23 protein-coding genes are annotated in these 22,511 nt (G+C 60.5%); 8 read left to right on the top strand and 15 right to left on the bottom strand.

Features of this window, described 5'->3' with window-relative positions; all coding sequences use genetic code 11:
- Nucleotide 1 precedes the first annotated feature (1 nt).
- The 5 genes from AC4GYV_RS04575 to AC4GYV_RS04555 all read left to right on the top strand — a co-directional run bounded on the left by AC4GYV_RS04575 (nt 2) and on the right by AC4GYV_RS04555 (nt 4,100).
- On the top strand, nt 2–460 hold the full coding sequence (locus AC4GYV_RS04575; RefSeq protein WP_491099479.1) for a DoxX family protein: 459 nt from the start codon (nt 2–4) through the stop codon (nt 458–460).
- A 162-nt stretch (nt 461–622) separates the two neighbouring features.
- Nucleotides 623–1,600 (top strand): catalase family peroxidase, encoded by a 978-nt coding sequence (locus AC4GYV_RS04570; protein ID WP_491099478.1) that lies wholly within the window; start codon nt 623–625, stop codon nt 1,598–1,600.
- A 74-nt stretch (nt 1,601–1,674) separates the two neighbouring features.
- On the top strand, nt 1,675–2,601 hold the full coding sequence (locus AC4GYV_RS04565) for a helix-turn-helix domain-containing protein (protein ID WP_491099477.1): 927 nt from the start codon (nt 1,675–1,677) through the stop codon (nt 2,599–2,601).
- 146 nt (nt 2,602–2,747) lie between these two features.
- On the top strand, nt 2,748–3,722 hold the full coding sequence (locus AC4GYV_RS04560; protein ID WP_491099476.1) for a calcium-binding protein: 975 nt from the start codon (nt 2,748–2,750) through the stop codon (nt 3,720–3,722).
- Between the two features lie 69 nt (nt 3,723–3,791).
- Nucleotides 3,792–4,100, top strand: a complete 309-nt coding sequence (locus AC4GYV_RS04555; protein ID WP_491099475.1) for a hypothetical protein — start codon at nt 3,792–3,794, stop codon at nt 4,098–4,100.
- A 399-nt stretch (nt 4,101–4,499) separates the two neighbouring features.
- Here AC4GYV_RS04555 and AC4GYV_RS04550 read toward each other — a convergent pair whose 3' ends face one another.
- On the bottom strand, nt 4,500–4,988 hold the full coding sequence (locus AC4GYV_RS04550; protein ID WP_491099474.1) for a hypothetical protein: 489 nt from the start codon (nt 4,986–4,988) through the stop codon (nt 4,500–4,502).
- Nucleotides 4,989–5,107: 119 nt separating this feature from the next.
- On the opposite strand from AC4GYV_RS04550, the gene AC4GYV_RS04545 reads away from it, so the two are divergent.
- Nucleotides 5,108–5,437, top strand: a complete 330-nt coding sequence (locus AC4GYV_RS04545) for an antibiotic biosynthesis monooxygenase family protein (RefSeq protein ID WP_491099473.1) — start codon at nt 5,108–5,110, stop codon at nt 5,435–5,437.
- Nucleotides 5,438–5,576: 139 nt separating this feature from the next.
- Here the strand turns inward: AC4GYV_RS04545 and AC4GYV_RS04540 are convergent, their stop codons facing one another.
- The 6 genes from AC4GYV_RS04540 to AC4GYV_RS04515 all read right to left on the bottom strand — a co-directional run bounded on the left by AC4GYV_RS04540 (nt 5,577) and on the right by AC4GYV_RS04515 (nt 11,218).
- Nucleotides 5,577–6,230: a hypothetical protein gene (locus tag AC4GYV_RS04540; protein WP_491099472.1), complete on the bottom strand. Its 654-nt coding sequence runs from the start codon at nt 6,228–6,230 to the stop codon at nt 5,577–5,579.
- Between the two features lie 1,008 nt (nt 6,231–7,238).
- The gene (locus tag AC4GYV_RS04535; protein ID WP_491099471.1) at nt 7,239–7,583 is read right to left on the bottom strand and encodes an EVE domain-containing protein; all 345 of its coding nucleotides are present in this window, start codon (nt 7,581–7,583) and stop codon (nt 7,239–7,241) included.
- 30 nt (nt 7,584–7,613) lie between these two features.
- Complete coding sequence (locus AC4GYV_RS04530; RefSeq protein WP_491099470.1) at nt 7,614–8,288, bottom strand: SHOCT domain-containing protein; 675 nt, start codon at nt 8,286–8,288, stop codon at nt 7,614–7,616.
- Nucleotides 8,289–9,267: 979 nt separating this feature from the next.
- Complete coding sequence (locus AC4GYV_RS04525; RefSeq protein WP_491099469.1) at nt 9,268–9,447, bottom strand: helix-turn-helix transcriptional regulator; 180 nt, start codon at nt 9,445–9,447, stop codon at nt 9,268–9,270.
- Between the two features lie 72 nt (nt 9,448–9,519).
- Complete coding sequence (locus AC4GYV_RS04520) at nt 9,520–10,014, bottom strand: hypothetical protein (protein WP_491099468.1); 495 nt, start codon at nt 10,012–10,014, stop codon at nt 9,520–9,522.
- Nucleotides 10,001–11,218 (bottom strand): tyrosine-type recombinase/integrase, encoded by a 1,218-nt coding sequence (locus tag AC4GYV_RS04515; RefSeq protein ID WP_491099467.1) that lies wholly within the window; start codon nt 11,216–11,218, stop codon nt 10,001–10,003. Before AC4GYV_RS04515 ends, AC4GYV_RS04520 begins: the two co-directional genes overlap by 14 nt.
- 268 nt (nt 11,219–11,486) lie before the next feature.
- Here AC4GYV_RS04515 and AC4GYV_RS04510 point away from each other — a divergent pair, with 268 nt between their 5' ends.
- Nucleotides 11,487–12,551 carry a polysaccharide pyruvyl transferase family protein gene (locus AC4GYV_RS04510; protein WP_491099466.1) on the top strand — a complete coding sequence of 355 codons (1,065 nt, stop codon included), beginning with the start codon at nt 11,487–11,489 and terminating at the stop codon, nt 12,549–12,551.
- A 106-nt stretch (nt 12,552–12,657) separates the two neighbouring features.
- On the top strand, nt 12,658–13,938 hold the full coding sequence (locus tag AC4GYV_RS04505) for a Coenzyme F420 hydrogenase/dehydrogenase, beta subunit C-terminal domain (protein WP_491099465.1): 1,281 nt from the start codon (nt 12,658–12,660) through the stop codon (nt 13,936–13,938).
- Here AC4GYV_RS04505 and AC4GYV_RS04500 read toward each other — a convergent pair.
- Genes AC4GYV_RS04500 through AC4GYV_RS04465 form a run of 8 tightly spaced genes read right to left on the bottom strand, consistent with a single transcriptional unit; the run spans nt 13,861 to nt 22,434 of the window.
- Nucleotides 13,861–14,901 (bottom strand): Gfo/Idh/MocA family protein, encoded by a 1,041-nt coding sequence (locus tag AC4GYV_RS04500; RefSeq protein ID WP_491099464.1) that lies wholly within the window; start codon nt 14,899–14,901, stop codon nt 13,861–13,863. The genes AC4GYV_RS04505 and AC4GYV_RS04500 overlap by 78 nt on opposite strands.
- On the bottom strand, nt 14,901–15,872 hold the full coding sequence (locus AC4GYV_RS04495; protein ID WP_491099463.1) for an MDR/zinc-dependent alcohol dehydrogenase-like family protein: 972 nt from the start codon (nt 15,870–15,872) through the stop codon (nt 14,901–14,903). Before AC4GYV_RS04495 ends, AC4GYV_RS04500 begins: the two co-directional genes overlap by 1 nt.
- On the bottom strand, nt 15,873–16,961 hold the full coding sequence (locus AC4GYV_RS04490) for a CgeB family protein (protein WP_491099462.1): 1,089 nt from the start codon (nt 16,959–16,961) through the stop codon (nt 15,873–15,875).
- On the bottom strand, nt 16,958–18,052 hold the full coding sequence (locus AC4GYV_RS04485; RefSeq protein ID WP_491099461.1) for a CgeB family protein: 1,095 nt from the start codon (nt 18,050–18,052) through the stop codon (nt 16,958–16,960). Before AC4GYV_RS04485 ends, AC4GYV_RS04490 begins: the two co-directional genes overlap by 4 nt.
- Nucleotides 18,049–19,158, bottom strand: a complete 1,110-nt coding sequence (locus AC4GYV_RS04480; RefSeq protein ID WP_491099460.1) for a CgeB family protein — start codon at nt 19,156–19,158, stop codon at nt 18,049–18,051. Before AC4GYV_RS04480 ends, AC4GYV_RS04485 begins: the two co-directional genes overlap by 4 nt.
- Nucleotides 19,155–20,249 carry a glycosyltransferase family 4 protein gene (locus AC4GYV_RS04475; protein ID WP_491099459.1) on the bottom strand — a complete coding sequence of 365 codons (1,095 nt, stop codon included), beginning with the start codon at nt 20,247–20,249 and terminating at the stop codon, nt 19,155–19,157. The genes AC4GYV_RS04480 and AC4GYV_RS04475 overlap by 4 nt, the downstream gene beginning before the upstream one ends.
- On the bottom strand, nt 20,246–21,322 hold the full coding sequence (locus AC4GYV_RS04470) for an SDR family NAD(P)-dependent oxidoreductase (protein WP_491099458.1): 1,077 nt from the start codon (nt 21,320–21,322) through the stop codon (nt 20,246–20,248). The genes AC4GYV_RS04475 and AC4GYV_RS04470 overlap by 4 nt, the downstream gene beginning before the upstream one ends.
- A complete protein-coding gene (locus AC4GYV_RS04465) occupies nt 21,319–22,434 on the bottom strand; it encodes an NAD-dependent epimerase/dehydratase family protein (RefSeq protein ID WP_491099457.1) in 1,116 nt (371 codons plus the stop codon). Before AC4GYV_RS04465 ends, AC4GYV_RS04470 begins: the two co-directional genes overlap by 4 nt.
- Nucleotides 22,435–22,511: the final 77 nt, after the last annotated feature.

Here is a 22,511-nt window from a genome sequence, read left to right as displayed (position 1 = left end):
CATGGCTACTCGCAGCGAAGCGCCACTCTGGCGCGCTCCCTACGACCTATTCGCTTCGTCCGCCGCGAAGTTACTGCCGCCCTCGCTGCTTCTGCTCGTTCAGCGCCTCGGAACAGCGGCGGTGTTCTTCATGTCGGGACGAACGAAAGTGGATGGCTTTCTGACCGTCAACGATACGGCGTTTGAGCTCTTTCGAACGGATTACGCCCTGCCATTCGTAAAGCCCGAAATCGCGGCTTATGCAGCCACGTACAGCGAGCACTTCTTCCCATTACTGCTCGTAATCGGCCTGTTTACCCGCGTGGCCGCTACCGCATTGTTGGTCATGACGCTGGTTATCGAGATCTTCGTATATCCCGACGCCTGGCCGACGCACTTGAGCTGGGCGGGAGTGATGCTCCCCTTGATCGCGCTGGGCGGCGGAAATCTCTCGCTGGACAGGGCCTTGAGGATACCTTGAGGCGTCGTGGTGCTAATGTCTGCTTTCGACCCATTGCGGACATTATTGAAACGGGCGGAAGACCTGCGCTTTATGGCGGGAAAGTTCAAAACGCGTCAGGAATGAACAAGAGGGAGCCAGCACTGGCTCTGTAATTCGGGACCCTCACGAGAGGAGCCCGTAATGTCTCTCAAATTTGTGAAGCGAAGCATCCCTGTTCTGTTTGGATGTGCAGCTGTGACAGCTTTCGCCGAACCGCCCAAAGAAACGCCGCTGAGCATGGTGAACGCACTTCACACGGCCTTTGGTGAACATCACGCGCGAGCCGTCCATACCAAGGGTGTCATCTTAGAAGGGACATTCACGCCTGCGATCGAAGCCCGTTCGATTGTAAAGGCACCCGTATTTGCCGGAGGCCCCCTTCCGGTCGTTGCGAGGTTCTCACTCTTTGCAGGGGTGCCAGATCTGCCGGACAACGACGATGGTGCCTCTCCAGCTGGGTTCGCTATCAAGATCAAGGCACCCGATGGCGACGACTTCGACATCGAAGCCAACCAGCATAGGGACTTCATCGTTGCGACGTTCGACGAGTTTGCGGTTTTCCTGCGGTCATTAGCAGCGAGCCGAGCGTCCACCACGCATCCGAATCCGACTGAGCAGTTTCTCGCTACACACCCCCATGCGAAGGAGTTCCTCGAGACCCGTACGTACCCGGCGTCATACGCAACTGCCACCTACTTCGGGATCAACTCCGAGAAGTTCACAAATGCGAAGGGCCAATCGAAATTCATACGGTACCGCTTCGTGCCGCACGAGGCCGAGAAGTATCTCAGTCCGCCAGAGCGCAAATCGATGAGCGCAAACTATCTGCAAGATGAGATCACGCAGCGTGTGCGTCAAAAGGCCATCGCCTTTGACCTAATCGCTCAACTCTCGGGACCGGGCGACAAGATTGAAGACCCTTCGGTTGCCTGGCCCGACAGTCGCCCCACAGTGAAGCTCGGCACCGTTACCCTGACGAAGCTGCCCGCGGATCCAGACAAGGCGCAACGTGAGTTGCTCTTCTTGCCAGGCCAATCACATCCCGGAGTGGAGCCTGCTGACCCAATGCTGGTCATGCGCAATACGGCGTATCCAATCTCGCTAGGACAGCGCCAGTAGGGCAAAAAGCCGTATTGGCGGACTCCGGCGTGTCATAGTACCGGTGTATCCCTCACCCAATGCGGGGCGAGTGGATGCAAGACGAGCTATTTTACCCGGAAGCGGCCACTGGCAAGGCTTATGGGACGGATTTTGCGCAGCGGTTCTGGCTGGACTCCCAAAAGGCTTATGTGTCTCGGAGTCTTACTGCCGGCGTTCTTGCAGTTACGCAGATCCGAAGCCCGTTCCCCACGCCTCAGCCGAGCGCATCGATACCATATGACGAGGCTCATCTCGTCACGTTGATGGTGGAGAACTGCGCGGATCACGAGCTTTGGCAGGACGGGCGCGCCGTTGATACGCCCGGATTCCGCGGCGGATCGACGGTGCTATTCGACCTCCGAAGGGACCCCGTGAACTTCACCAGGAACGCGCATCATTCGCTTCACTTCTATATTCCGAACTCCGTCTTCACCGATCTGGCCGAACGGACTGGCACGACATTCGACGGTGAGCTCAAGTTTCGTTTCGCAAACCCCTATGATGATCCCGTTGTGCGCCACCTCGGCCGCGCGGCGCTCGCGATGCTCGACCAGGATGGCAGCCCATTTGCGCTTGACTGTCTGATGCAATCGCTGGCCGCACATACGCTACACCAATACGGTCACGGCAAGCCTGCGCTACCGCCCACGGCTCGTGGACTGCCACGTAAGCTGTTGCGCTTGGCACAGGAGGCAATGGAGGAGCGCCTTGCGGGCAATCTGACGGTGACCGAGTTGGCAGACTTATGTGGTCTGTCTCCCTCTCACTTCTCACGCGCTTTCAAGCAAGCGACTGGGTTCAGTCCTCATCGGTGGATGCAGACACGTAGGATTGAACGGGCCAAGGCTCTTTTGCTCGAGAAAACGGCCAGTCTGGCGGAGATTGCCCTAGCCTGCGGTTTTGCCGACCAAAGCCACTTCACAAGATCATTCTCTCGCGAGGTTGGCGACCCACCCATGCGGTGGCTCAACAACCTTTAGCTAAGGTCCGCTTTCGACCCATTGCGGACATTGGTTCCGAGACCTCGGCATGAACATCCGACTCATCAACAGGAACTAACTGGATTGGGCCCCGGCGCGGCGGGGCTTGTCGCGCCCAAGCTCAGTGATGAGTAGGAGCGCGTGAAATGGCCACTTTCAACGGCACGAGCTCTTCGGACCTGATTAAAGGCACCTCGCTCGCAGACACGATCTTCGGCAATGCCGGAAATGACTCCCTCTACGGTCTGGGCGGAAACGACATCATCTTTGGCGGGACGGGAAACGACTATTTGTCGGGCGGCGACGGTGACGACACGTTGACGCCCGGGAGCGGAGTCAACGACCTGCGTGGAGGGGCGGGTAACGACACATTCGTGATGAGCGCCCGAATGACAACGAGCGGTTTCAGCGACGACCTCGTCTACGACATGATGAACGGCGACAAGGTCGACGTCTCCGCCTGGGGTATCAGCGACTTCAGCCAGATCCGCGCCGTATTGGGGGTCGACTATTATGGCGCCGCCATCAATGCCTACTACAACGGGCAGGATCACTTGCTCAGTTTCTTGAATGTCGCACCATCGCAGTTCGAGGCGACCGACTTCATCTATTCCAATGCAGCAGGCGGAACGCAGAACGGGACGGCCAACGGCGACATGCTGTTTGGTTCCCGCGGAGACGACGTCCTCAACGGTGGGTTCGGGAACGACACCCTGCTTGGCGGGATCGGCAACGACACGATCAACGGCGGCGCGAACTGCGATTGCATCGTGGGCGGTGCCGGAAGGGACGTATTGGCGGGCGGCAGTGGATACGATTCCTTCGACTTTCAGGCGGAATCCGATTCCGCCTTCGGCGCCTCGCATGACGTCATCGCCGACTTCCAGCCGGGCATCGACCTGATCAATCTATGCAGCGTCGACGCCAACACGCTCATCTCCGGAAATCAGGCATTCAGCTGGAGGGGGACCAGCGCCTTCAGCGCGGCTGGCCAGCTTCGGTACGTCCAGTCAAACGGCGTGACGACGATCTACGGGAACACCGATGCAGATTCGACGCCCGAGTTCCAGATTGAGCTGACAGGAACGCTCACGCTGCATTCTTCGGACCTTGTTCTCTAAGAACGCACGGCGGTTGATGTCTTCTTTCGACCCATTGCGGACGTTACGAAACGTCGTCAGTCTAGACATGTGGAGCAGGCCAGCGAACAGAGCAAAGTGGAAGGCATAGGCTGTGCTTGGACGGTGCTGGCTGTAAACGCCGTCGTGATGGGCCTCACCGCCGCTAGTTTCGTGCGGGGTCCATATTCGAGCAGCGAACAGGAACTCTGGTATCGATACGGCTCCTTAGCCTTTCTGTTGGGTGGAGCGGCCCTACCGGCAGTCGCTTTATTAAAGGCGCGCCGCTCAAGCTGGGTCGTCATTTTCGTCACAGTGTGGATGCTCTCGCTCCTTCTTGCCTTCGCGTGGTTCGTCATGAGATCGGGCGGCGGCGTTTGACGAGACCGAGCCAACGTCCGCTTTCCACCCATTGCGACATTAAGCCGCCGGCTAAGCTGCGCAGATGATAATCGGAACTCTTGCTTCGATTAGCGCTGCATTGGTGGCGAGCTCGCCGCAGAGATTTGAGCCACCGCCACCGGTTCTCATCAACCCGACAGGTGAGTTTCCCCCGGCCTACGATCCAGAGTTTCGAAAGATGTATGAGGTCCTTTGCCGAGATGGTGACCAAAGCTACTGTTACTTTTTAGCGGGGTATCTCAGGTTTGGGATCGGCGGACCTAAGGACCCCCAACGTGCGGAAACGCTCTTCGAAGGAGCATGCCGTGCGGGCTACGCCAAGGCATACAAAGAGGTGAAGCGCTAACGGCTTTCCACCTATTGCAGAATCACGAACTCCTAGCTGAAACGGTGAAACTCGTAGTCTGCGAGTTCATGGGGACGCCACCTCTCATGATAAGCGCGCAGCTCTTGCCTGACCGCTTGGCCGCTCGCTCCAGGCAACTCAGGCAGCTTGCCGGTAAGTTCGTCCTCGTCAGCCCAGCCCCAAACCGCCATACGCTTCACATAGATTTGAGCGCCTGTCGTTCGATCGGCTTCGCTCAGGATCTGCCGTAAGCAAATGCCAGACACAAATAACAAGCCTTCGGGCTCTCGAAGTGCCTCAGTGACTTGGGAGATGCGCACGGCGCCAACGTACTGTCTTCGATCATGAGTGAGGGCCGCGTCGAGGTCGTACGACTTGCCGTGAACCAATTCCGCGAGAGTTGCTCCCAGCGTAGTCTTGCCCACGCCAGTCCAACCATCGATCCCTATGATCGCTGGCTCTTTGAAACGCTCGGCGAGCGTTTGGGCTAGGGCCTCGGGGTCTGTGAAAATGATCGCCACAGACCAACATGCGCGAAGCGCCCTAATGTCCGCAATGGGTGGAAAGCGGACAGCGTTGGCTTATAGGCTACCGCTATCCCGTGCTCGTGATTTCGAGCCGCTATTAAGTGTACAAATCTATGTCCGAAGTCTCTGCCGACATGGTCGTTCTGATTAACGTATTCACGGTTGAACCAGCCGACCAGCAGAAACTTATCGAACTTCTGACTCGTGCCACCGAAGGATCGGTCAATCGGGCACCAGGCTTCATTTCGTCGACGCTCCATCGAAGCCTCGATGGAAAGAAGGTCGTCATGTACGCGCGGTGGCGCAGCATCGAGGCGTACAATGCGATGCGCTCGGCCCAAGGCCCACGGACGTTCCTGCAAGAGGCCTTGGCTATCGCCACGTTCGAGCCCGGCATCTACGAAATCGTACGGGCGTTCGGACCCCTTCACGAAGAGATTTAGCCGCCGCTTTCGCGAGCAAGATCCGACTCTCATTCCTGTCGGGTATGTCCGCATCGACCAATACTTTCGACATCCAATACGATCCGGAAGTCTCACCGCAACAATGCAGCTAAGGTCTGCTTTGGGTGGAAAGCGGACGTTAGCCTCGACCGAGCCGTATCATGCGAATGCCAAGCACGATTGTCCAAATCGGGTAAACGACACGACCGAATAGTGTCCCAACACCCATGAAGATGTGCGCTATGAGATTGGGCGTTGTCAGGGATTGCGCGTCGATCTCGGCGTTTGTGAGGGGCCGTGTGAACACCTCAGGAGCAACGAACAAGCCGTAGATGACGAAACCAATGCCTACGAGGAGTAACCCCAGTCCCGCGACCCTGCCCGTCCAGACGATTGCGCGGGGAAATCGCTCGTCATCCTTTTTGTTGATGAGCAACAACCAGACGCCGACGAGGCCGATTGGAGCCATATACAACATGTCGGCAACGCTACCCGTCAAAAGCAGTCCAGCCGCGAGCGCGAGCGTGATTTGAGCAACGAGGCCGGTCCACAGCGCGAGGCGCTCGCCAGTGGCTGCTCCCCGATGCAAGCCAATGACGACGGGCACCATCACCAATGCCTGCAAAACTACAGCCACGTTCTGCCAAGCAAAGAGGCTCGTTTCCCGACGCATTGTGTCTGAAGCGGGCGTCGGAGCCGCAAGGGCGGCGATAAGTAAACCGACCGCTAGAACGCCGATAACGCCCGCGAGAAGCGCCAATGCGCCAGTTCGACCAGTAGCCGCTTTGTCCATGATGCCCCCCCCCGGCGCGAGGGAGCTTAGGGCTGGCTCGTTATGTCCGCAATGGGTCGAAAGCGGACATTACGGCCTCGCTGAACAGACAGCCGCTTTCGGGGCGACTGACCGAGCCACCGAACGACCGCTAAGGGCGCATTTCAGACATAGGGCTGCGCCTCGAAAGGTCCCCGCCCCTCACTGATTGGAAATCAGTGGCTCAACCAACATCTTCCATCGTTGATCTCCGGAATTATCCGAGGAAGGTACCGAACAAGGTATCACCGGCTGCGGACGCTGCCTCAACTCGGTCAGCTTGCCCGAACATCCGACTGCTAATCGGACGCCCGCCAGTTCGAATCAGACCCTGGGAGCCATCTTTTCAACGACTGAGCGACGATCCAGAACGGCCCAATTCGGGCCTGGGTAACGCTCTGGGTAACACTAAATTTTTCTGCTCCGCGCCTTTGGCAATTTGCTTGCGCGTCGCGGAAGTGGCCCGTTATTCAAAGCGAGCCGGTTGAGGCGTTCGCCTGACGGAGCAACCCGTCAGTCCACCGCTTCCGTCTCAACCGGCTAGCCAGCGTCACAGCGATTGTCGCGCCGCGCCGACCACCGTCGAAAAGTGGTAAGCCCATTTTCATCGGGCGGAATCGCCCAAACAAGAGACTGATGACGACTTATCCACCGATTATCGTTTAAGCCTTTGAATCGGTTAGACGTTTTTTCATCAAGATTATGAGGTCAGTCAAACGGGCGGCAGGACGACAATCCGGGCCTGTTTTATCCCGCATCGGAGACACGGAAAGCGGCGCGACAAGCCCCGTAAATCGACGAGGCCTAGGCCCTTTAAAGCCGCGCCAGCGCTCAAGGTTCGCGTCGATCCACAATGCGTGCGTTCGACCTGGGCACAATTGAAGCGGATCAAATCTCCGGTTGTGCGAACATGCTTGGTCAACATTCCAGCCCGATATACTTAGCGGAACAATTGGGGAACATTCTTTCCCGCCTAAACTCTTACTTGCCTCACTTCCTGATCGGGGTTGTTATCACTTCGCGCTTCGTGGCTATGCGTCCGATAAGGAGGCGCGCGCGCGGTCGCGGAACGGTTCCATCCGAGGGGTCGGCCCAAAGTTTCGTGCCGCTATCATCAATTGTTTCGCGAACCGGGGTGATCACGGTAGCGTCCGCGATCACGCCGGCGGGCCGGGTTTTGTCGCTGCCCGCCCGCCAAATGAATACCCTGTCGCCGGGTGCAATCTCATTGAAGTAGCGGCTAACCAGCCACTCCGTTTCGACCGGCTTGCCCGCTAGATACGCGTCAATGTCGAACCGCGTCGGGTTCGCCTGAAAAATCCAAGTCGACGGCAACGTTTCCCCCTAAATTGCTTCCGCCGCTAATTACTGATGAGACTGGTTCAGAAGGTTGGCTTTTTGGGTTTCGAACTCCTGTTGAGTCAGGACGCCCCGGTCCCTCAGGGCCGCAAGTTTCTCTAGTTCATCAGCTACCGAAACAGTTGAGGACGTCGCGATCGCTGAGTCATTGGCTTGCGGGTTGGCGGCGGGAAGCATTTTAGCTGCCTTAGCGCATCCCATCGCCGTAAAATCATACTCTTTGCCGTCGCCAATCTCGACATAGATCGGAACGGCCTCGTCGTTCAAAACGACGACGAAGGATGACGAGCCAGCATAACCGCCCATGCGATTGCGAGCGTTGACAAGGCCGCACGTCCAAATGCCCGTTATGCGCTTTTGAAGAACTGGCTTCCAATAGCCATTCAGGAAGCCAAATGGCCATTCGAACTGGGCGGAATCCGGATCGACTAAACGACGCCGAACCGCTGTTTCCGCCGCTTTACGAAACTGTCGTTCTTTGTCGGCTGCCGCCTTTGCGAAATCTATCGTCGCTGGGACGCCCACGTTAAGCGCGAAAGGCTTCTTAAGTTCGGCGGCCGCTTTGGCCCGAAGCTCCTGACATGCCGAGTTACAGGACGGATCGGCAGCCGTTTCCTGAGCCTGCGCAGGCGACCAAATTGCGATCCCAAAAGCGAATGACCATACGCTCGGTAAACGCATGCCGTGACACTCCCCCATCCGAGCCGCAACAGGAGAGTTATCCGGTCGTCGTGTGTCAAGTCCGTCGCTAAGTTCCGAGGTCCGTGATCGCCGCCGCGTAAGTTCCTTTCCTGAAGCGAGGCCGCATTTCACCGCAAGTCGACGCGGAGGCGGAAGGATATTCCTGCTGATTACATCCGCGCGAGAAACCGCGTCGGACGGTCCTCCAGGAGCCCCGAAAACGGCGCTACAAGGCCGCGCAGCGACAAAAACGCCCTGATCAGCCAACTACGCAGTGGCGCCTTACAGGCGGCGCAGAACGGGCTAGCGGGCACGAGCTTCCGCCGGACCTGCCTGAAATTGCATGACGAAGGAAAAAATCTGTGCGTGGCAGCGGTGTCGGTACATTGCAGGCGAGCCAGCAGACTTTTGGCTACCCCCCGTCTGAACAGAAGGAGAAACGCCTCAACGGTACCTTTTCATGCGGTCAATGTTCAGGTCGCACTCGTAGGCTAACAGAGCATCCCCGAATAGCCGCGGTGTCTCAGGCACATCAATCCAAGGCAGAATCAATCTGCAGCCCGAGTGCTGTCTACTTCGGCGTCCGACGGTTGGTCGCAAGGACGGGCAACCCAGTTTCCGGAGCGCGTTGCTGAACGAGCGGGGAGTGCCTGGCTTCACTCCTCGCGATTTCGCTGCGTCAGTCCAGTGATTCCACAATCCGCCTGCTCGTGCTGATGCACCGTCCCCGAACTCGAGGTGCTCTGCCGCCCAATACGCGAACTCAAGTGGATCAGGCTTTTCTCTCTTCAAATTCCTTGATTCCTTCCGAGATTTCAGAGTGGAACGGAGAGTTACGGCGGATTTTGACGCAACATGGCCGGCGTCCACGCGCGTGCGCCTCCGCGCCGTGCGGACCCGCGTCACATGCAGGCGCGCACACGCGAGAGAGCCAACAGAATTGGCGCTGAATCCGCCGTAACCCTCCGTTGAGCCTTCATCATTCCCGCTCCCGAGCGCCGATACGCGCATCGATCCAGTCGCTGATCTCATGCTCGACCCAGGCGACCGCCCGGAGTCCAATTTTGACTGACTTCGGAAAGCTCTCGTCGGCATAGATTGCAGACCGCGAGAGCCCGGTGCGCGCCTTCACGGTCTCTAACCGCAACAACTTCGTCATAGGTCGCCTCCAACAAATCAAGACGACACCGGAAATTAAGCAGCCTTTTTGGACGGTCGAGTAGATTAACTTTCAGGGGTTTTTCTTCGGGTCCCGTGGTGAGCCGTCTGCTAGCTTTCGACGGAGTTCACGGCGTGCCTTTTTGACCCCATTAAAAGCAATGCCTTTCGCCTCGCCCGTCTGACGTAGTTCTTCGAGTGCGCTTTCTATTGCGGCCTCTTCATTTTGACCGCGACGGATCTCGATCTCGGCATGTCGCGCTGCCCTTCGATAGAGCATTGCCTTGCGTGCATCTGTGCGCGGGCGACCTCCGCGGCGTTTGCGAGGTCCAACGGTTAGCTGAATGGCGGTCTCACCATCTTCGGCCAACGTTTGATCGAGCGTCGTGAGAACGAGGAACAATTCGAAAACCGCGTCGCCGGACTCACCCGGCCAATTCCAACTTAGGTCGTGCAAAGTTGAGGCGGCGGCCTCCAGATATTCGCGCAGGTCGTTGGCGTCCCCGTTCTCGCCGATTTCAAGCCACCTCCGAACCTGAGGACCTTGGCGCTCGCTAGCCCTTGCCATTGGGCCTCTTCGCAGTGCCCAAGATCCGGGAGATTTCCGTCGCCCACTTGCTCAAAGCATCCCGCTTTTCATCCGTGAAGTGGTGCCTCTGATACACGCCTACGATCCCTGCGCGACTCCCGCTGACGTGGTTCAAAACGGCTTCAGTAACTTCCAGCCGCACACCGAGACGCTGCATTCCAGTCGCGCCAGTTCTGCGAAGATCGTGCATCGTAAAGCGTTCAACAGGTCGCCCCAGTTCATTATGAACAAATTCTCGTACTCGCGCCCACGACTTGGAAAATCCGCTGGGTCCGTGCTCCGCGCGACCACGGGCCGGAAACAGCTTCCCATCCTTTCGCTTGCCGATGAGCGATTTGACCGCTGCGAGTGCCGCTGGCGATAGTGGAACGATGTGGGTTACGCCGTTCTTCGCCCGGTTGCCTGGAATAGCCCAAGTCGCGTTGTCGGGATCGAATTCAGTGACATCGGCGCTGAAGACTTCGTCTCGTCGTTGCAACGTGAGCATGAGCAACTTGATTCCGGAAGCGAATGGTTCGGGTTCCTGGGCCGCCGCATTCCACACCGCTATGATCTCATCGTCGGAGAGCACCCGATCGCGGGCGGGCGGCTTCGGCGGTTTCCACGCGTCACGGCACGGATTTGAGTCGAGGCGGTCGAGCCTTGGCATGGCCCACGAGTAGAATGCGCTGAGTTGCGCCCCAACTGCTCGTGCCATCGTGGGCGCCGAAATACCGTCGATTAGTCGCGTGATATCGGCTCTCGTGACGCTGTCCGCCAGTCGACCGCCGATCTCAGGAATTACGTATTTCTCAAAAATGCGCTTTACTTCACCGAGGCTGCGAAGGTTCGACTTGGCCCTCTTGTAGTCCTCGAACAGGGTTTTGATGGTGCCGGCTGTTTGCGCCCTCTTCTGTCCGCTTCCTCGCGCGTGGGGCTCCGCACCCGCTTCAATATCGCTAATCAACGCCCGGGCCTTTTTTCGGGCATCGGACAGCGTAAATCGCCTCTCGTGATAGCGGTCCAAGGTGAGGTTGCGTGCTCGGCCCCCCACCCTCTTTCGAAGAATGAAGGTCTTGGTACCACTTGAGCCTACACGCAGCCTCAGGCCCGGCACCAGCGCATCTGCATACTCAACTTGACCAGACTGAGGCGGCTTCAAGCCCTTTATTTTGGCATCGGTTAGGCCAGCAACTGCGACCACCTTAGACTCTTTCAGCGGGTTCTAGCCGCGTTACCTTAGGTAACGCCTGGGGCTGGATACCCCCGGACCTCGCGGGATCACATGACCATCAAAAACGGCTGATTCGCAAGCTTTTTCGGTCCAGTAAAATCCGAAGAAATTCGCCGAATAATTTCTCTTAATCAGCGGGTCCTAGGTTCGAGCCCTAGTGCGTCCACCACTTCCGTAGGCATGCGGCGTCCGTGAACAGCCGTCGGAACCGCAGCCCGCGTCACCGATTTCTCATAGAATGCCTACTGGCAAAATAGGTGTGCTCACCTTCCATCGGTCGATCAACTATGGCTCATACTGGCAAGCCCGGTGCCTGATCGAGGGCCTGACTACACGCGGATACGACGTCGAGTTGCTCGACCATGATTGCGCCCAGGTCCGTACGGCTGAATGGCGGTGCGCGCTGCAGCCTGAACTCCCGCGGCGGACACCGCGTCAATTCATCAAGAGCTATGCCGTCAAGGCGCGAAAGTTCGAGGGGGCGGTCAGCTCACTGCCGCTCTCTCGCCACTTCTCCCTGCACGAGCCCAGGCAATCGAGCGAATATGACGCAATCGTCGTCGGTAGCGACGAGGTCTGGAACTTCCGCCATCCCTGGTTCGGCAGCCAGGCGATCTTCTTCGGCGACGGACTGCAGGCTGGGCGGCTAGTCTCCTACGCGGCGAGCTTCGGCAGCCATGGCGCTACAGACGGTATCCACCCTGATTGGGCCCGGAAGTTGGATCGCTTTTCGACCATCGCGGTCCGCGATGAGAATAGCCGACACCTCATACGCAATGGCGTCGGCCGTGAGCCAGCACTCGTGCTCGACCCGTGCCTGCAGTTTCCTCGAGCTGCGAAAGACGAGCAGCACGAGGGATCTCCCTACGCCGTCGTTTACGGCCACAGCTTCCCGAGCTGGCTCAGGCGCCGGATTCGCCGCTGGGCGGACGATGATGGCCTGCGCCTGGTCAGCGTCGGCTATCTCAACGATTGGGCTGACGACCAGCAGGTTACCGCCGGCCCGCTGGAATTTGCGACGATGATGGCCAGCGCTCGAGCGGTCATCACGAATTTCTTCCACGGATGCGTATTTGCGATTCTCAACGGCAAGCCGTGGGTCAGCAGTCCGAGTGCATACCGCTCGATCAAGATTCCCGACCTCGCTTCCCTTCTCGGCGTTCAATCGCGGCTGATCGACGAAGGCACACCGCAAGGCGCGGTTGACGAACTCCTTCGAAGCCCGATGCAGCCGCAAGTCGGGAGGAGGATCGACGAACTGCGGGCACAATCGAACGCGTATCTCGATGCAGCGCTTCCCTGATCCGCGAGGCGAGGCGGCTCAGCCGCTGTACAGCCCGGCGCAGATCGTTCGCTCGGGTCTCTGCGTTGGTTGCGGATCTTGCGCGGCGGCGCATCGATCCGCCCGAATGATGTGGGACCGCGATGGTTTTCTCAAGCCGATGGGCCCTCGCGATTGGTACGAGGCGCCGTCAGAATATCTGACCCATCACTGCCCGATGTCGCCAGGCTCCATTGATGAGGACCGGATTGGCGAGGAGCGCCTTCCCCTCTCTGTGGCTCAGGATCCTTCGATTGGCAGGTTTGAAGCCGCTTATGTCGGCCACGCGGAAGACGGCAGCTTCCGATCGCGCGGCAGCTCTGGCGGTCTTACAGGCTGGGTCGCCGCGGAGCTTCTTCGGACAGGCGCCGTAGACGGCGTTGCACATGTGGTTCCATCGGATCCGCAGGTCAGCGGACGGTTCTTCGAATATCGCGTCTCGCGGTCGCTGGATGAAATCGGTGAAGGGGCGAAGTCGCGCTATTATCCCGTCGAGCTTTCGAGCGTGCTGCGCGAAATGCGGGCGACGCCAGGCCGATACGCCATCGTCGGCGTGCCCTGCTTTATCAAGGCGATCCAGCTTCTGCGCCGCGCGGACCCGCTGATCCGCGACCGCATCACCCACACGCTTGGCCTATTCTGCGGCCATCAGAAGAGCGCCGCGATGGTCGAAAGCTTCGCTTGGCAGCTGAAGCGCGAGATCGCCGAAGTTCGCGCACTCGACTATCGGATCAAGGACGAAACTCGCCCGGCCAATTGGTACCGCGCCCATCTCGACCTGACCGACGACAGTAGCGAGGAGCGGGATTGGTGGCACCTCGCCGACGGCGACTGGGGTGCCGGGTTCTTTCAAAATCCAGCATGCGACTGGTGTGACGATGTGGTCGGGGAAACAGCTGACATTTCGTTCGGCGATGCTTGGGTCGAACCCTATTCATCCGATGGGCGAGGCACCAACGTGGTCATCGCTCGCACACTAGAAATGAAACATCTCCTTGAGAGCGCTATTCCTGAAGGGCGCTTGGCACTCGAACTCGTCGACGCCGACTTCGTTGCGAAGACACAGGCTGCCGGGCTCCGGCACAGGAGGGAGGGCCTCGCATACCGGCTGTCGTGGCGCCGGTGGGGGATCCTTCCGTTCAAGCGTGTCGCGCCCTCGCGAGACCTGCCGGCCCGTCGGAAGATCATCTACCTCCTGCGCTACAACATCGCACAGTGGAGCATCCCCATGTTGCGCCTCGCAAGGCGCATGAAGGCTCCGATCATCTATCTTGTTTGGGCGCGTACCATCTTAGGCATTTACCAGGCCTTTGCTTGGTCGCGCGGCACACTCGGCAAGGTCGTCGATCGCCTGATCCCGCAGCCCTGATTCGTAGAGCGTGTCGATCACGCGGGCAGTTTCCCGCAGCCCGCTTGTGCTACCGCTGAACCGCTCTCCCCGGGCAAGCTTGTGGAGCCAATCCACTGCGGCCCTGCCGGCCCAGTCATCCGGCGGCGACGCAATTTGAGTGCGGGTCGTGCCTCTCATCTGAAAGGCTGAGAAGTCGAAGAATGATCCGCCCTGGTTGATCATGTTCAAGCCACTCGAGGTGCCGAAAATCTCCGCTCCGATCACTGCCTCTTGCCCTGCATTGAGGTTCCACGAGCAGGCCAGACGCACGGTCACGCCGTTCGCGAGTATCAAGTCCGCGGCCGCATAGTCTTCAACCTCGTGCGTTCGGGCGGCCCGCCCCTCACGAAGGAGGGTGGCGCGAGCGTCGAGAACCTCCGGAAAATCGAACAGCCAGAGTGCAAGGTCGATGAGGTGAACGCCGAGATCGATGAGGCAGCCACCGCCGGAAAGTTTCCGGTCCCAGAACCAGCCGGCACCTGGGCCGTACGCATTGTGGAACGTCAAATCTGCGGCGAAGGGACGCCCGAGCGCATCGAGCCGATCGCGGATCGCCTGCATGGCCGAGGTGTGGCGGTAGGAAAGATCGACCCCAAGCAGCCGCTCCGCGCGCTGAGCCGCAGCTAGGACCGCCTCGACTTCCGCCGCTGTCCGCCCCAGCGGCTTTTGGCAAAAGACCGACGCCCCCGCTTCGAAGGCAACAATGCACTGCTCGGCATGCATGGCGCTCGGCGTGGCGATCACCACCCCATCGGGTTCGCGTGCTAGCAGGTCCTCGAACGAGCCGACGATTTGAGCGTCCGGCGCAAGCTCCAGCGCTCCCGCAGCCATTTCCGGATTGGGATCACAGATCGCAATTGCCTTCGCCTCCCCGGTCCCAAGCATCGCTTCCATGCGATTGCGGCCGATCCATCCGGTCCCGAGAAAGCCAAGCGTGACCATCAGGCTGGGACGACGACGGCCTTGACGAACTTGCCAGGGCGATCCCGCGTGGCGTTCAGCGCCTCGTCGAGGCGGTCGAGTGGGTAGCGATGGGTGATCAGCAACTTTGGATCGATCAGGCCGGTCTCGATCGCCGCGACTGCTTCCCGCATTCCCTGGAGCGACACGGCCGGATCGCGCTCGTGCGCATTGACGACGTCGAAGCCGCGCCAGTTCCACAGCTGCATGTTGACCTGCCGCGGGCCGTCCTGGTGATAGCCCGCGATGACGAGCCGGCCGCCTTCCCGCGTAAGCTCGGCAGCGAGATCGAGCGGCCATTGCTTGCCGACGCATTCGATGACGCGATCGCAAAACACTCCGTCGGTCAGCTCCCGCACTCGCTCGATGATCCGCCAGTGATCGTCCATCGGAATGGCGTGGATCGGGCCAATCAGGCGCGCGAGGTCGAGCGATTCCTGCCGCCGTGAGATGGCGATCACCCGCGCGCCGGCGTTGAAGGCAAGACTGACGAGGATAGATCCGAGGAACCCAACGCCGATAATTCCGACGGTTTGGCCTGGTTGGATGTCGCTGCGGCGGAAGATGTTCATCGCGCAGCCGAAGGGCTCGAGCGGGAGATCGAGCAGTCGCATGCTCTCCGGTAGCTTCACGACGTTTACGGCGTCGGCGATGTCGTATTCCGCATAGGCCTTGCCGCTCAGCGCGCCGACCCGGTCGCCGACCTGAACGGCAGTTACTCCCGGGCCGACCGCGTCGACGACCCCCCAGCCTTCATGGCCGAGCGCACCGGGCTCCGTCGGAAACTGCATCCATTCAGGGCCTTCCCAAGGCGTAAGGTTGGACGCGCATACGCCCGAACCTTCCAGCCGGATGCGGACTTGGCCCGGCCCAGGCTCTGGCAGGGGCACATCCTCAATCTTCATCTTGCCTGCGCCCGTCAGGACTGCGGCGCGCATCGTTACTTCGGTCATCTATTCTGCCGCGGCGATAAGGTCGGCCTGAGCTGGCACCGCCGCCGCTTCCTCCATGTAATTCTCGAGCTCTGCAGCCCGGTGGCTGGAAGTGTGCTTCGCAAGCACGTTCGAACGCGCCGCACGTCCGATGGCGGACGCATCTGCAGCCGAAGACAATCGCGCAATCACCTCGTCCGGGCGGTTGGCTAGAATGATTTCGCGTTCCGGCCAGAACATTTGATCGATCCCAGGCCACACATCCGAGATTACCGGCGTTGCGCACGCCGCAGCCTCGAACAGGCGCACCGATGGCGACCAGCCCGCGGCAATCATGTCAGCACGCGTGACGTTCAGGGTGAAGCGAGACGCGTTGTAGAATTCGGAATGAGCCGCTGGTGGGAGATGGTCGATGCGTTGGACATTGGCCGGCCAATCGATGCTGTCGGGATATTGCGGACCGGCGACACAGAATCGGAGCTGCGGTAGTCGGCGCGCAGGCTCGATAAGAAGTTTCTCGACCGTCGGTTGCCGGTCGTCGCTGTAGGTGCCGAGATAGGTGAGATCCCACTCCTTCGGGACGTCGACGGGCTGGTAAGTCTCAGCGTCGACCGAACAATAAAGTGCGCGCGCCTGCGGCGAGCCATATTGACCTTCGATCCTCTCCAGCGTCGGTCCGCCGGTAAAGGACAGGTACAGGTCGTAACCCGGGATCACATCGGGCGAGAGATATTCGAAGTCCTGTCGTTCGAGCTTCGCCAGCGTAACCGGCGTGTCGATATCGTAGAATGCCGTGACCCCGCGCGCGACGCGCTGGACATAGCGGCCGACCTCGACACCATCCGGAACATAGGAACCGACGATGACCGCGTCCGCCCGGCGGATTTCGCCGCGCCAATGCTCGAGCTCGTCGACCGTCCGATAGAATTTTAGGCGGCAATAATCCGGATCGGCGATGTCACGATTGTCGCGATACCAGGGAACATCTCGCTCCAGGAACAGAATGTCGTGCCCACGTGCTGCGAACGACTTGAGCAGTGCCCGGAAAGTCGTCGCGTGGCCGTTGCCCCACGATGAGGAAAGACTGAGTCCAAGAACGACGAGCTTCACGCCGCCACCTCTTCCATTCGGCTCGCCATTTGCTGGCGAAGCAGCGCGTCGACCTGCGCGCCTCGGTGCGCATATGTGTGCTCGGCAAGCACGCGCCTCAGCGCTGCTTCGCCGATCGCGCGGGCTCGATCAGGGGTGAGATTGCGCACGTGCTCGATCACATCCTGGCCATCGCGGGCAACGAGCACCTCCTGGTCGGGTTCGAGGAATTGCTCGATCCCCTCCCACGCGTCGGTGATCAGGCAGGCCGCGGCACCGGCTGCTTCGAACACGCGCGTTGCCGGCGAGAAGCCGATATTCGCCATGCTGTCCCTGGCGATGTTGAGCACCGCGAGCGGCGTACAATTGAATGCATTGTGCTCGTGCGTGAACACGTGGCCGAGATGCCGAACATTCTTCGGAAGCGCCTTTGTTTCCCAGCCATTGCCGCCGATCAGGAATTGCCGGTTGGGCAGCGCGGCCGCGGGCTCGAGGAAGAAATGCTCGACCCGCGCTTCGCGGTCGGGGAGCCTGTTGCCCAGGAACGACAGGTCGGCCGTGAAGCGCGGATCGCGTTCGACGGGATGATGAGTTTCCGGGTCGAGCGCATTGTACACGGGCACGCATTCGGCAGCGCCGAATTCCAGATAGCGGTCCACCACTGGCGGGCCGCCGCCATAAGTCAGGACGAGATCAAGCAACGGGAGCGCGCGGCGCACGGGATGATCCGAAGACAGGCGCATCTCGTCCAACGTCGCTGCAGCATCGACATCCCAGAAGATTTTCAGCGCATGCGGCGAAGCATGCTCGATGATCCCCTCGATCAGTTCGTCGTCAAAGACCCCTACTCCGCTGGCTTTCACGACGATGTCCGCTTCCCGCGCTTTCGCAAGCACGGACCGCAATCCTTCCTGCGTGGCAGGGTAAACAACCGAGCGCGCCCAAGGCGGCGGCTCCATGTCGCGATGCTGTTGTCGCTCGTAGGCGTCGGGCTCGTAGAAGGTGATGTCGTAGCCGCGGCTCGCGAGATCCCGGAGCAGTCCGCGATAGTAAGTCGCAGCGCCGTTCCACCAGGACGACAGCAGGCTGGATCCGTAAAATGCGATATTCACGCCGCAGTCTCCAGGGCGGGCGCGCGCAGATGTTCGACGATGTTCAGCAGTTCCTCCACGCGGTGAGCACAGGTGTGGCGGTTGGCGATGGTCTCCCGACCGTTCCGGACGAGTTCGGCGCGCATGTCCGGGTCGTTGGACAGGTCCCGCAGCGCGCGACACATTTCCGCGGCGCTGTGAACCATCAGGAAATCGTCGCCGATGTGGAATAGATTCTCCGAATCCTGCCATGGCGCCGAGACCAGTGGGATGCCGCACGCCAGTGCTTCGAAGACGCGAATCGTCGGAATTCCGGGCAGCGTCTCGGTATAGAAGCGGCGTGGCACGTGGACCGTCGCCAAGTGCTTCGCGAAGACGTCCGGCGCCGAAGCATTGGCTAGCCAGCCGCGATAGGCCGCTCCATATCGCTGCAGCGTTCGTTGCGCTTCCGCGGGATAGCGCACGCCGTATATGCTGAGCGGCAACTCGGTGTCTTGCGCAGGCTTCAGCAGGTACTCGACCAGCTCCTCGCTGCGCTCGCCGTCACCCCAATTGCCAATCCAGACGAGGCCTTCGCGCTCCTGCTCCACCTGCGGTGGATGGAAGCGACGCGTGTCCGCGGCTTCGTGCCAGATGAAAACGCGATCCCCCCATCCCCATCGCTCGTACACGCGCGCCAGTGTCGCGCCGAACGCGAGTACGCCGTCGTACGCATCGAGGTCGTAAGCGCGCATTTCATGCTGGTTGGAAACCGCGCGGTGGTGCGTGTCATGGAACAACAAAGTGAAACGCCCACCGCGCTTACGCACACGACCCACCGCCGCAACCAACTCCGGATCATTCCATTCGTGAACGATGACGAGGTCCGCGCCTGCTGCATGAGCAGCACCTTCTTCCGCCCGCGAATAGCTGCGCGAGCTGAGTTCCGGATAGTTCGCATGATAGGGGGCGAGCCCAGCGTCGCCATGGTCCTTCAGCAGGTTGGATAGGCTCCAGGCGCCTTCCGGCTCGAACACACGGACGTCATGGCCGAGTGCGACCAGCTCGCTCAGGACCCCTCGCAGGAAATGAGCATTGCCGTGGTTCCAGCAAGACCGCAGCGAGTGCGTGAAATAGACGATCTTCATGCGGCACCCGCCAGTGCCGGGCGTGCAAGCTGCGGCCTCCCAACACGCGCATACATCTCGGCCATGCCGCGCGCCATGCGTTCGGGCGTGTAGAATTGCGCACGTGCTCGGGCGAGTTGGCCGAGCTGCTGCCGCTCGTCCGGATCCTCGAGAAGATCCTGGATCGCAGCAGCGAACGCCGCATCGTCTCGCGCGGCGACGAAAATGGCCGCTCCGCTCCACATTTCGCGATGGGTGGCAATGTCGGACAACACGAGCGCACACCCGGCGTGCGCTGCCTCCAGAACGGAAAGTCCGAATGGTTCGTACAGGGCCGCAGATGCGAAAATCGGCCGCGTGCCGAGCAGCCCCGCGAGGCGCGTCGCACTGACTTCGCCCAGACTGCGCATGTGGCACAGCTCGATGCTTGAGCCGTTCGGACCAAATTGTGCTCCTGCCGCCTGGAACGGGACCTTCAGTCGCGCAGCCGCGGCATCGAGCGTGGCAACATTCTTGCCCTCGTCCCACAAACGGCTTGCGGTGAGCACGAAGTCGCCTTGGGGCATTGCCGCCGCGAAGGTCGGGCGGCGTCCGTTATGTACCGCCGTCACGGGCGCATCCACGTCGTAGAGGCGTGCCGTCTCGGCCGCGAAAGCGATGCTCGGTGCGACAATCGCGGAGGCTCGATCGAGGCCGCGTTCGACGAGATCACGCCGCCAGACGAATTCGGTCGGCAAGGATCCGCCCTTCACCGCCGCCCACCAGCTCGCCACGCAACTATGCTGCACGGCGACGCACGGCTGACTGAAATCGGCCTCGGCAAGGAGTGCAGCGCTGCAGGTCTGCACGATGTCGATGGCCTCGCGGTCAGCGACGGCTGACAGCGCAATGCCTGCAGCCTTGATCTGGGCTGGGTCTGCTTCGATCCATTCCAGCGGAAGGCCGGTGTCGATCAACTTGAAGTCACTTGCCGCCTCGCGCTGTTGTTCGCTGGGGGAAGGACCCATCACGGCAAGCACTGTCTCGATCCCGAGTGGCCGGAGCGCGCCCGCCAGCTCCAGGCTGTAGACCCACACGCCTCCGACAGCATCGGTGATGAGCAGCAACCTCATTGCGCAGCACTCGCAAGACGCGGTTCGGAGTCGAGCACTAGGCCACGGTCGGCCGCGAGCCACTCGGCCAAGCGGGCAACGCCATCGCGCCACGACCGAGGCCGCGGCAGGCCGAGTGCGCTCTGCGCCGCGTTGGTATCGGAGACGAACCAGCGCTGATCGCCCTGCCGCCACTCTTCGAAGCGAAGCTCAACTTCGTGGCCTGTGACGTCGCGCATCTCATCGGTAAGTTCGAGCAGGCTGACGGCGTTCGAAGGACCTCCGCCCAGGTTGAAGGCCCGCCCCGCCACGCTGTCGATGTTTCGGAGCGCCGCGACGTAGGCGTTCACGGCGTCGTGCACGTCGAGGATGTCGCGGACCTGTCGGCCGTCGCCGTAGATGGTAATCGGCTCACCATCGAGCGCGCGAATAAGGAAGTGAGCGACCCAGCCCTGATCCTCGGTACCCATCTGCCTCTGGCCGTAGATGCAGCTCATGCGGAACACGGCGGTCGGGACATCGAAGCTGCGCGCGTAGTCGAGCACATATTGGTCGGCCGCGCCTTTCGAGCAGCCGTACGGGGTGTGGAAGTCGAGGCTGCGGCTTTCACTGATGCCACGTCGGGCAAGCAGCCCTTCGGGTTCGTAACGCTCGTCCGTCGCGACAAACGGAAGATCGCCGAGATCGCCGTAGACCTTGTTGGTGGATGCGAAGATCACCGGCACCGGCTCACGACGCGTTCGCACAGCGTCGAGCAGGTTGACGGTTCCGCGAACGTTGATGTCAAAATCCTCGCGAGGATCGCCAAGGCTGGTCGTGACCGCCACCTGCGCAGCGAAGTGGAACGCCGCCTTCACGTCCGCCGCGGCGCGGACCACCTCATCCTCGTCGCGGATATCGCCGATGATCGATGTGATCCGCTGGCCATGCCGTTCCCGCAACCAGGCCAAGTTGCGCTCAACCCCAGGCCGGGAGAGCGCATCGTAGACGATGATTTCATTGCCCTCGCCCGCCAGCCGGTCGGCGAGGTTGCTGCCGATGAATCCCGCGCCACCCGTGATCAGAATCGGGCGATCGTCCGTCCGCCGCCTCATGCCACGAGACCCTTGGCTTCGAGCTCCGCCCGCGCTTCATCGACACGGTCGGTTGCCGTCTGACCCGCGACCCATTCAGCAAGCTCGGCAAGACCCTCGTCGAAATCCTTATAGGCGCGGAAGCCGAGTCTATCTGCCGCCTTGCTGCCGTCGCAAAAGCAGTGCCGAATGTCGCCGATCCGCGCCTTCTCGACGATTTCCGGCTCGATGTCATTCCGGTTGAGCGCCCTCGCGATCGACCGTGCGACGTCGGTTACGCTGCGATCGACGCCGGATCCGATGTTGAAGACTTCGCCTGTTGCGTCGGGATGTACGAGCGCTTCGCAAAAGGCGCGAGCCACATCGCTCACATGAACGAAGTCGCGGCGCTGCTCGCCATCTTCGAAAATGAGTGGGCGCTGCCCGTTCGATAGCCGCGAAGAGAAGATGGCGAGAACGCCGGTGTACGGATTCGAAAGGGCCTGGCCCGGTCCGTAGACGTTGAACAGTCGCAGGCAGGCGCCTTCCATGCCATAGGCCTGCGTCATGATCAGCGTCTGCCGCTCCTGCACATATTTGCCGAGCGCGTAGATCGAGGCGAGGCTCGGCTGCTTCCATTCCGGCGTCGCCATGGGGACCAAGGGACGTTCGCGATCATCCACCGGATCCCAGCTTTCTGAGTCTGAAGTGCGCGGCTTCCGTTCGGCATTCTGCACGACGTTGCCATCCGCATCTTCGTAGAGCCCCTCTCCGTAGATGCTCATGGACGAAGCAGTGACGACACGGCGCACCGGATGATCGATCAACGCTTCAAAGAGGACTGCGGAGCCGGTCTCGTTAACGGACGTGTAGCGCTCCACCGCATACATCGACTGGCCGACACCGACTTCGGCAGCGAGATGGATAACGCTGTCGACGCCCTTCAAAGCGTGGGTGACAATGTCCTTGTTGCGGATGTCGCCGACAATCAGGTCGGCGTCGTCAGCCAAGTCGTCCGGCCGCTCGCGATCGCCGTGAACCTGCTCGATCAAGCTGTCGAGGACCCGGACGCGGTTGCCGCGCCGAAGAAGTTCCTTGGTCACTGCGCGCCCGATGAAGCCGGCGCCGCCTGTTACTAAGACTGTCTCCCCCAACTTCTTACCCTTTCCATGGCTGATGAGACGCTGCCGAGGACGACAACGGGTGTTGTTCGGTGACGGAGCTGAAGATC

This window comes from Sphingomonas sp. SP4 (assembly GCF_058313375.1).
The sequence above is the reverse complement of the archived record's forward strand: the minus strand, read 5'-3'. Positions and strand labels throughout refer to the sequence as shown.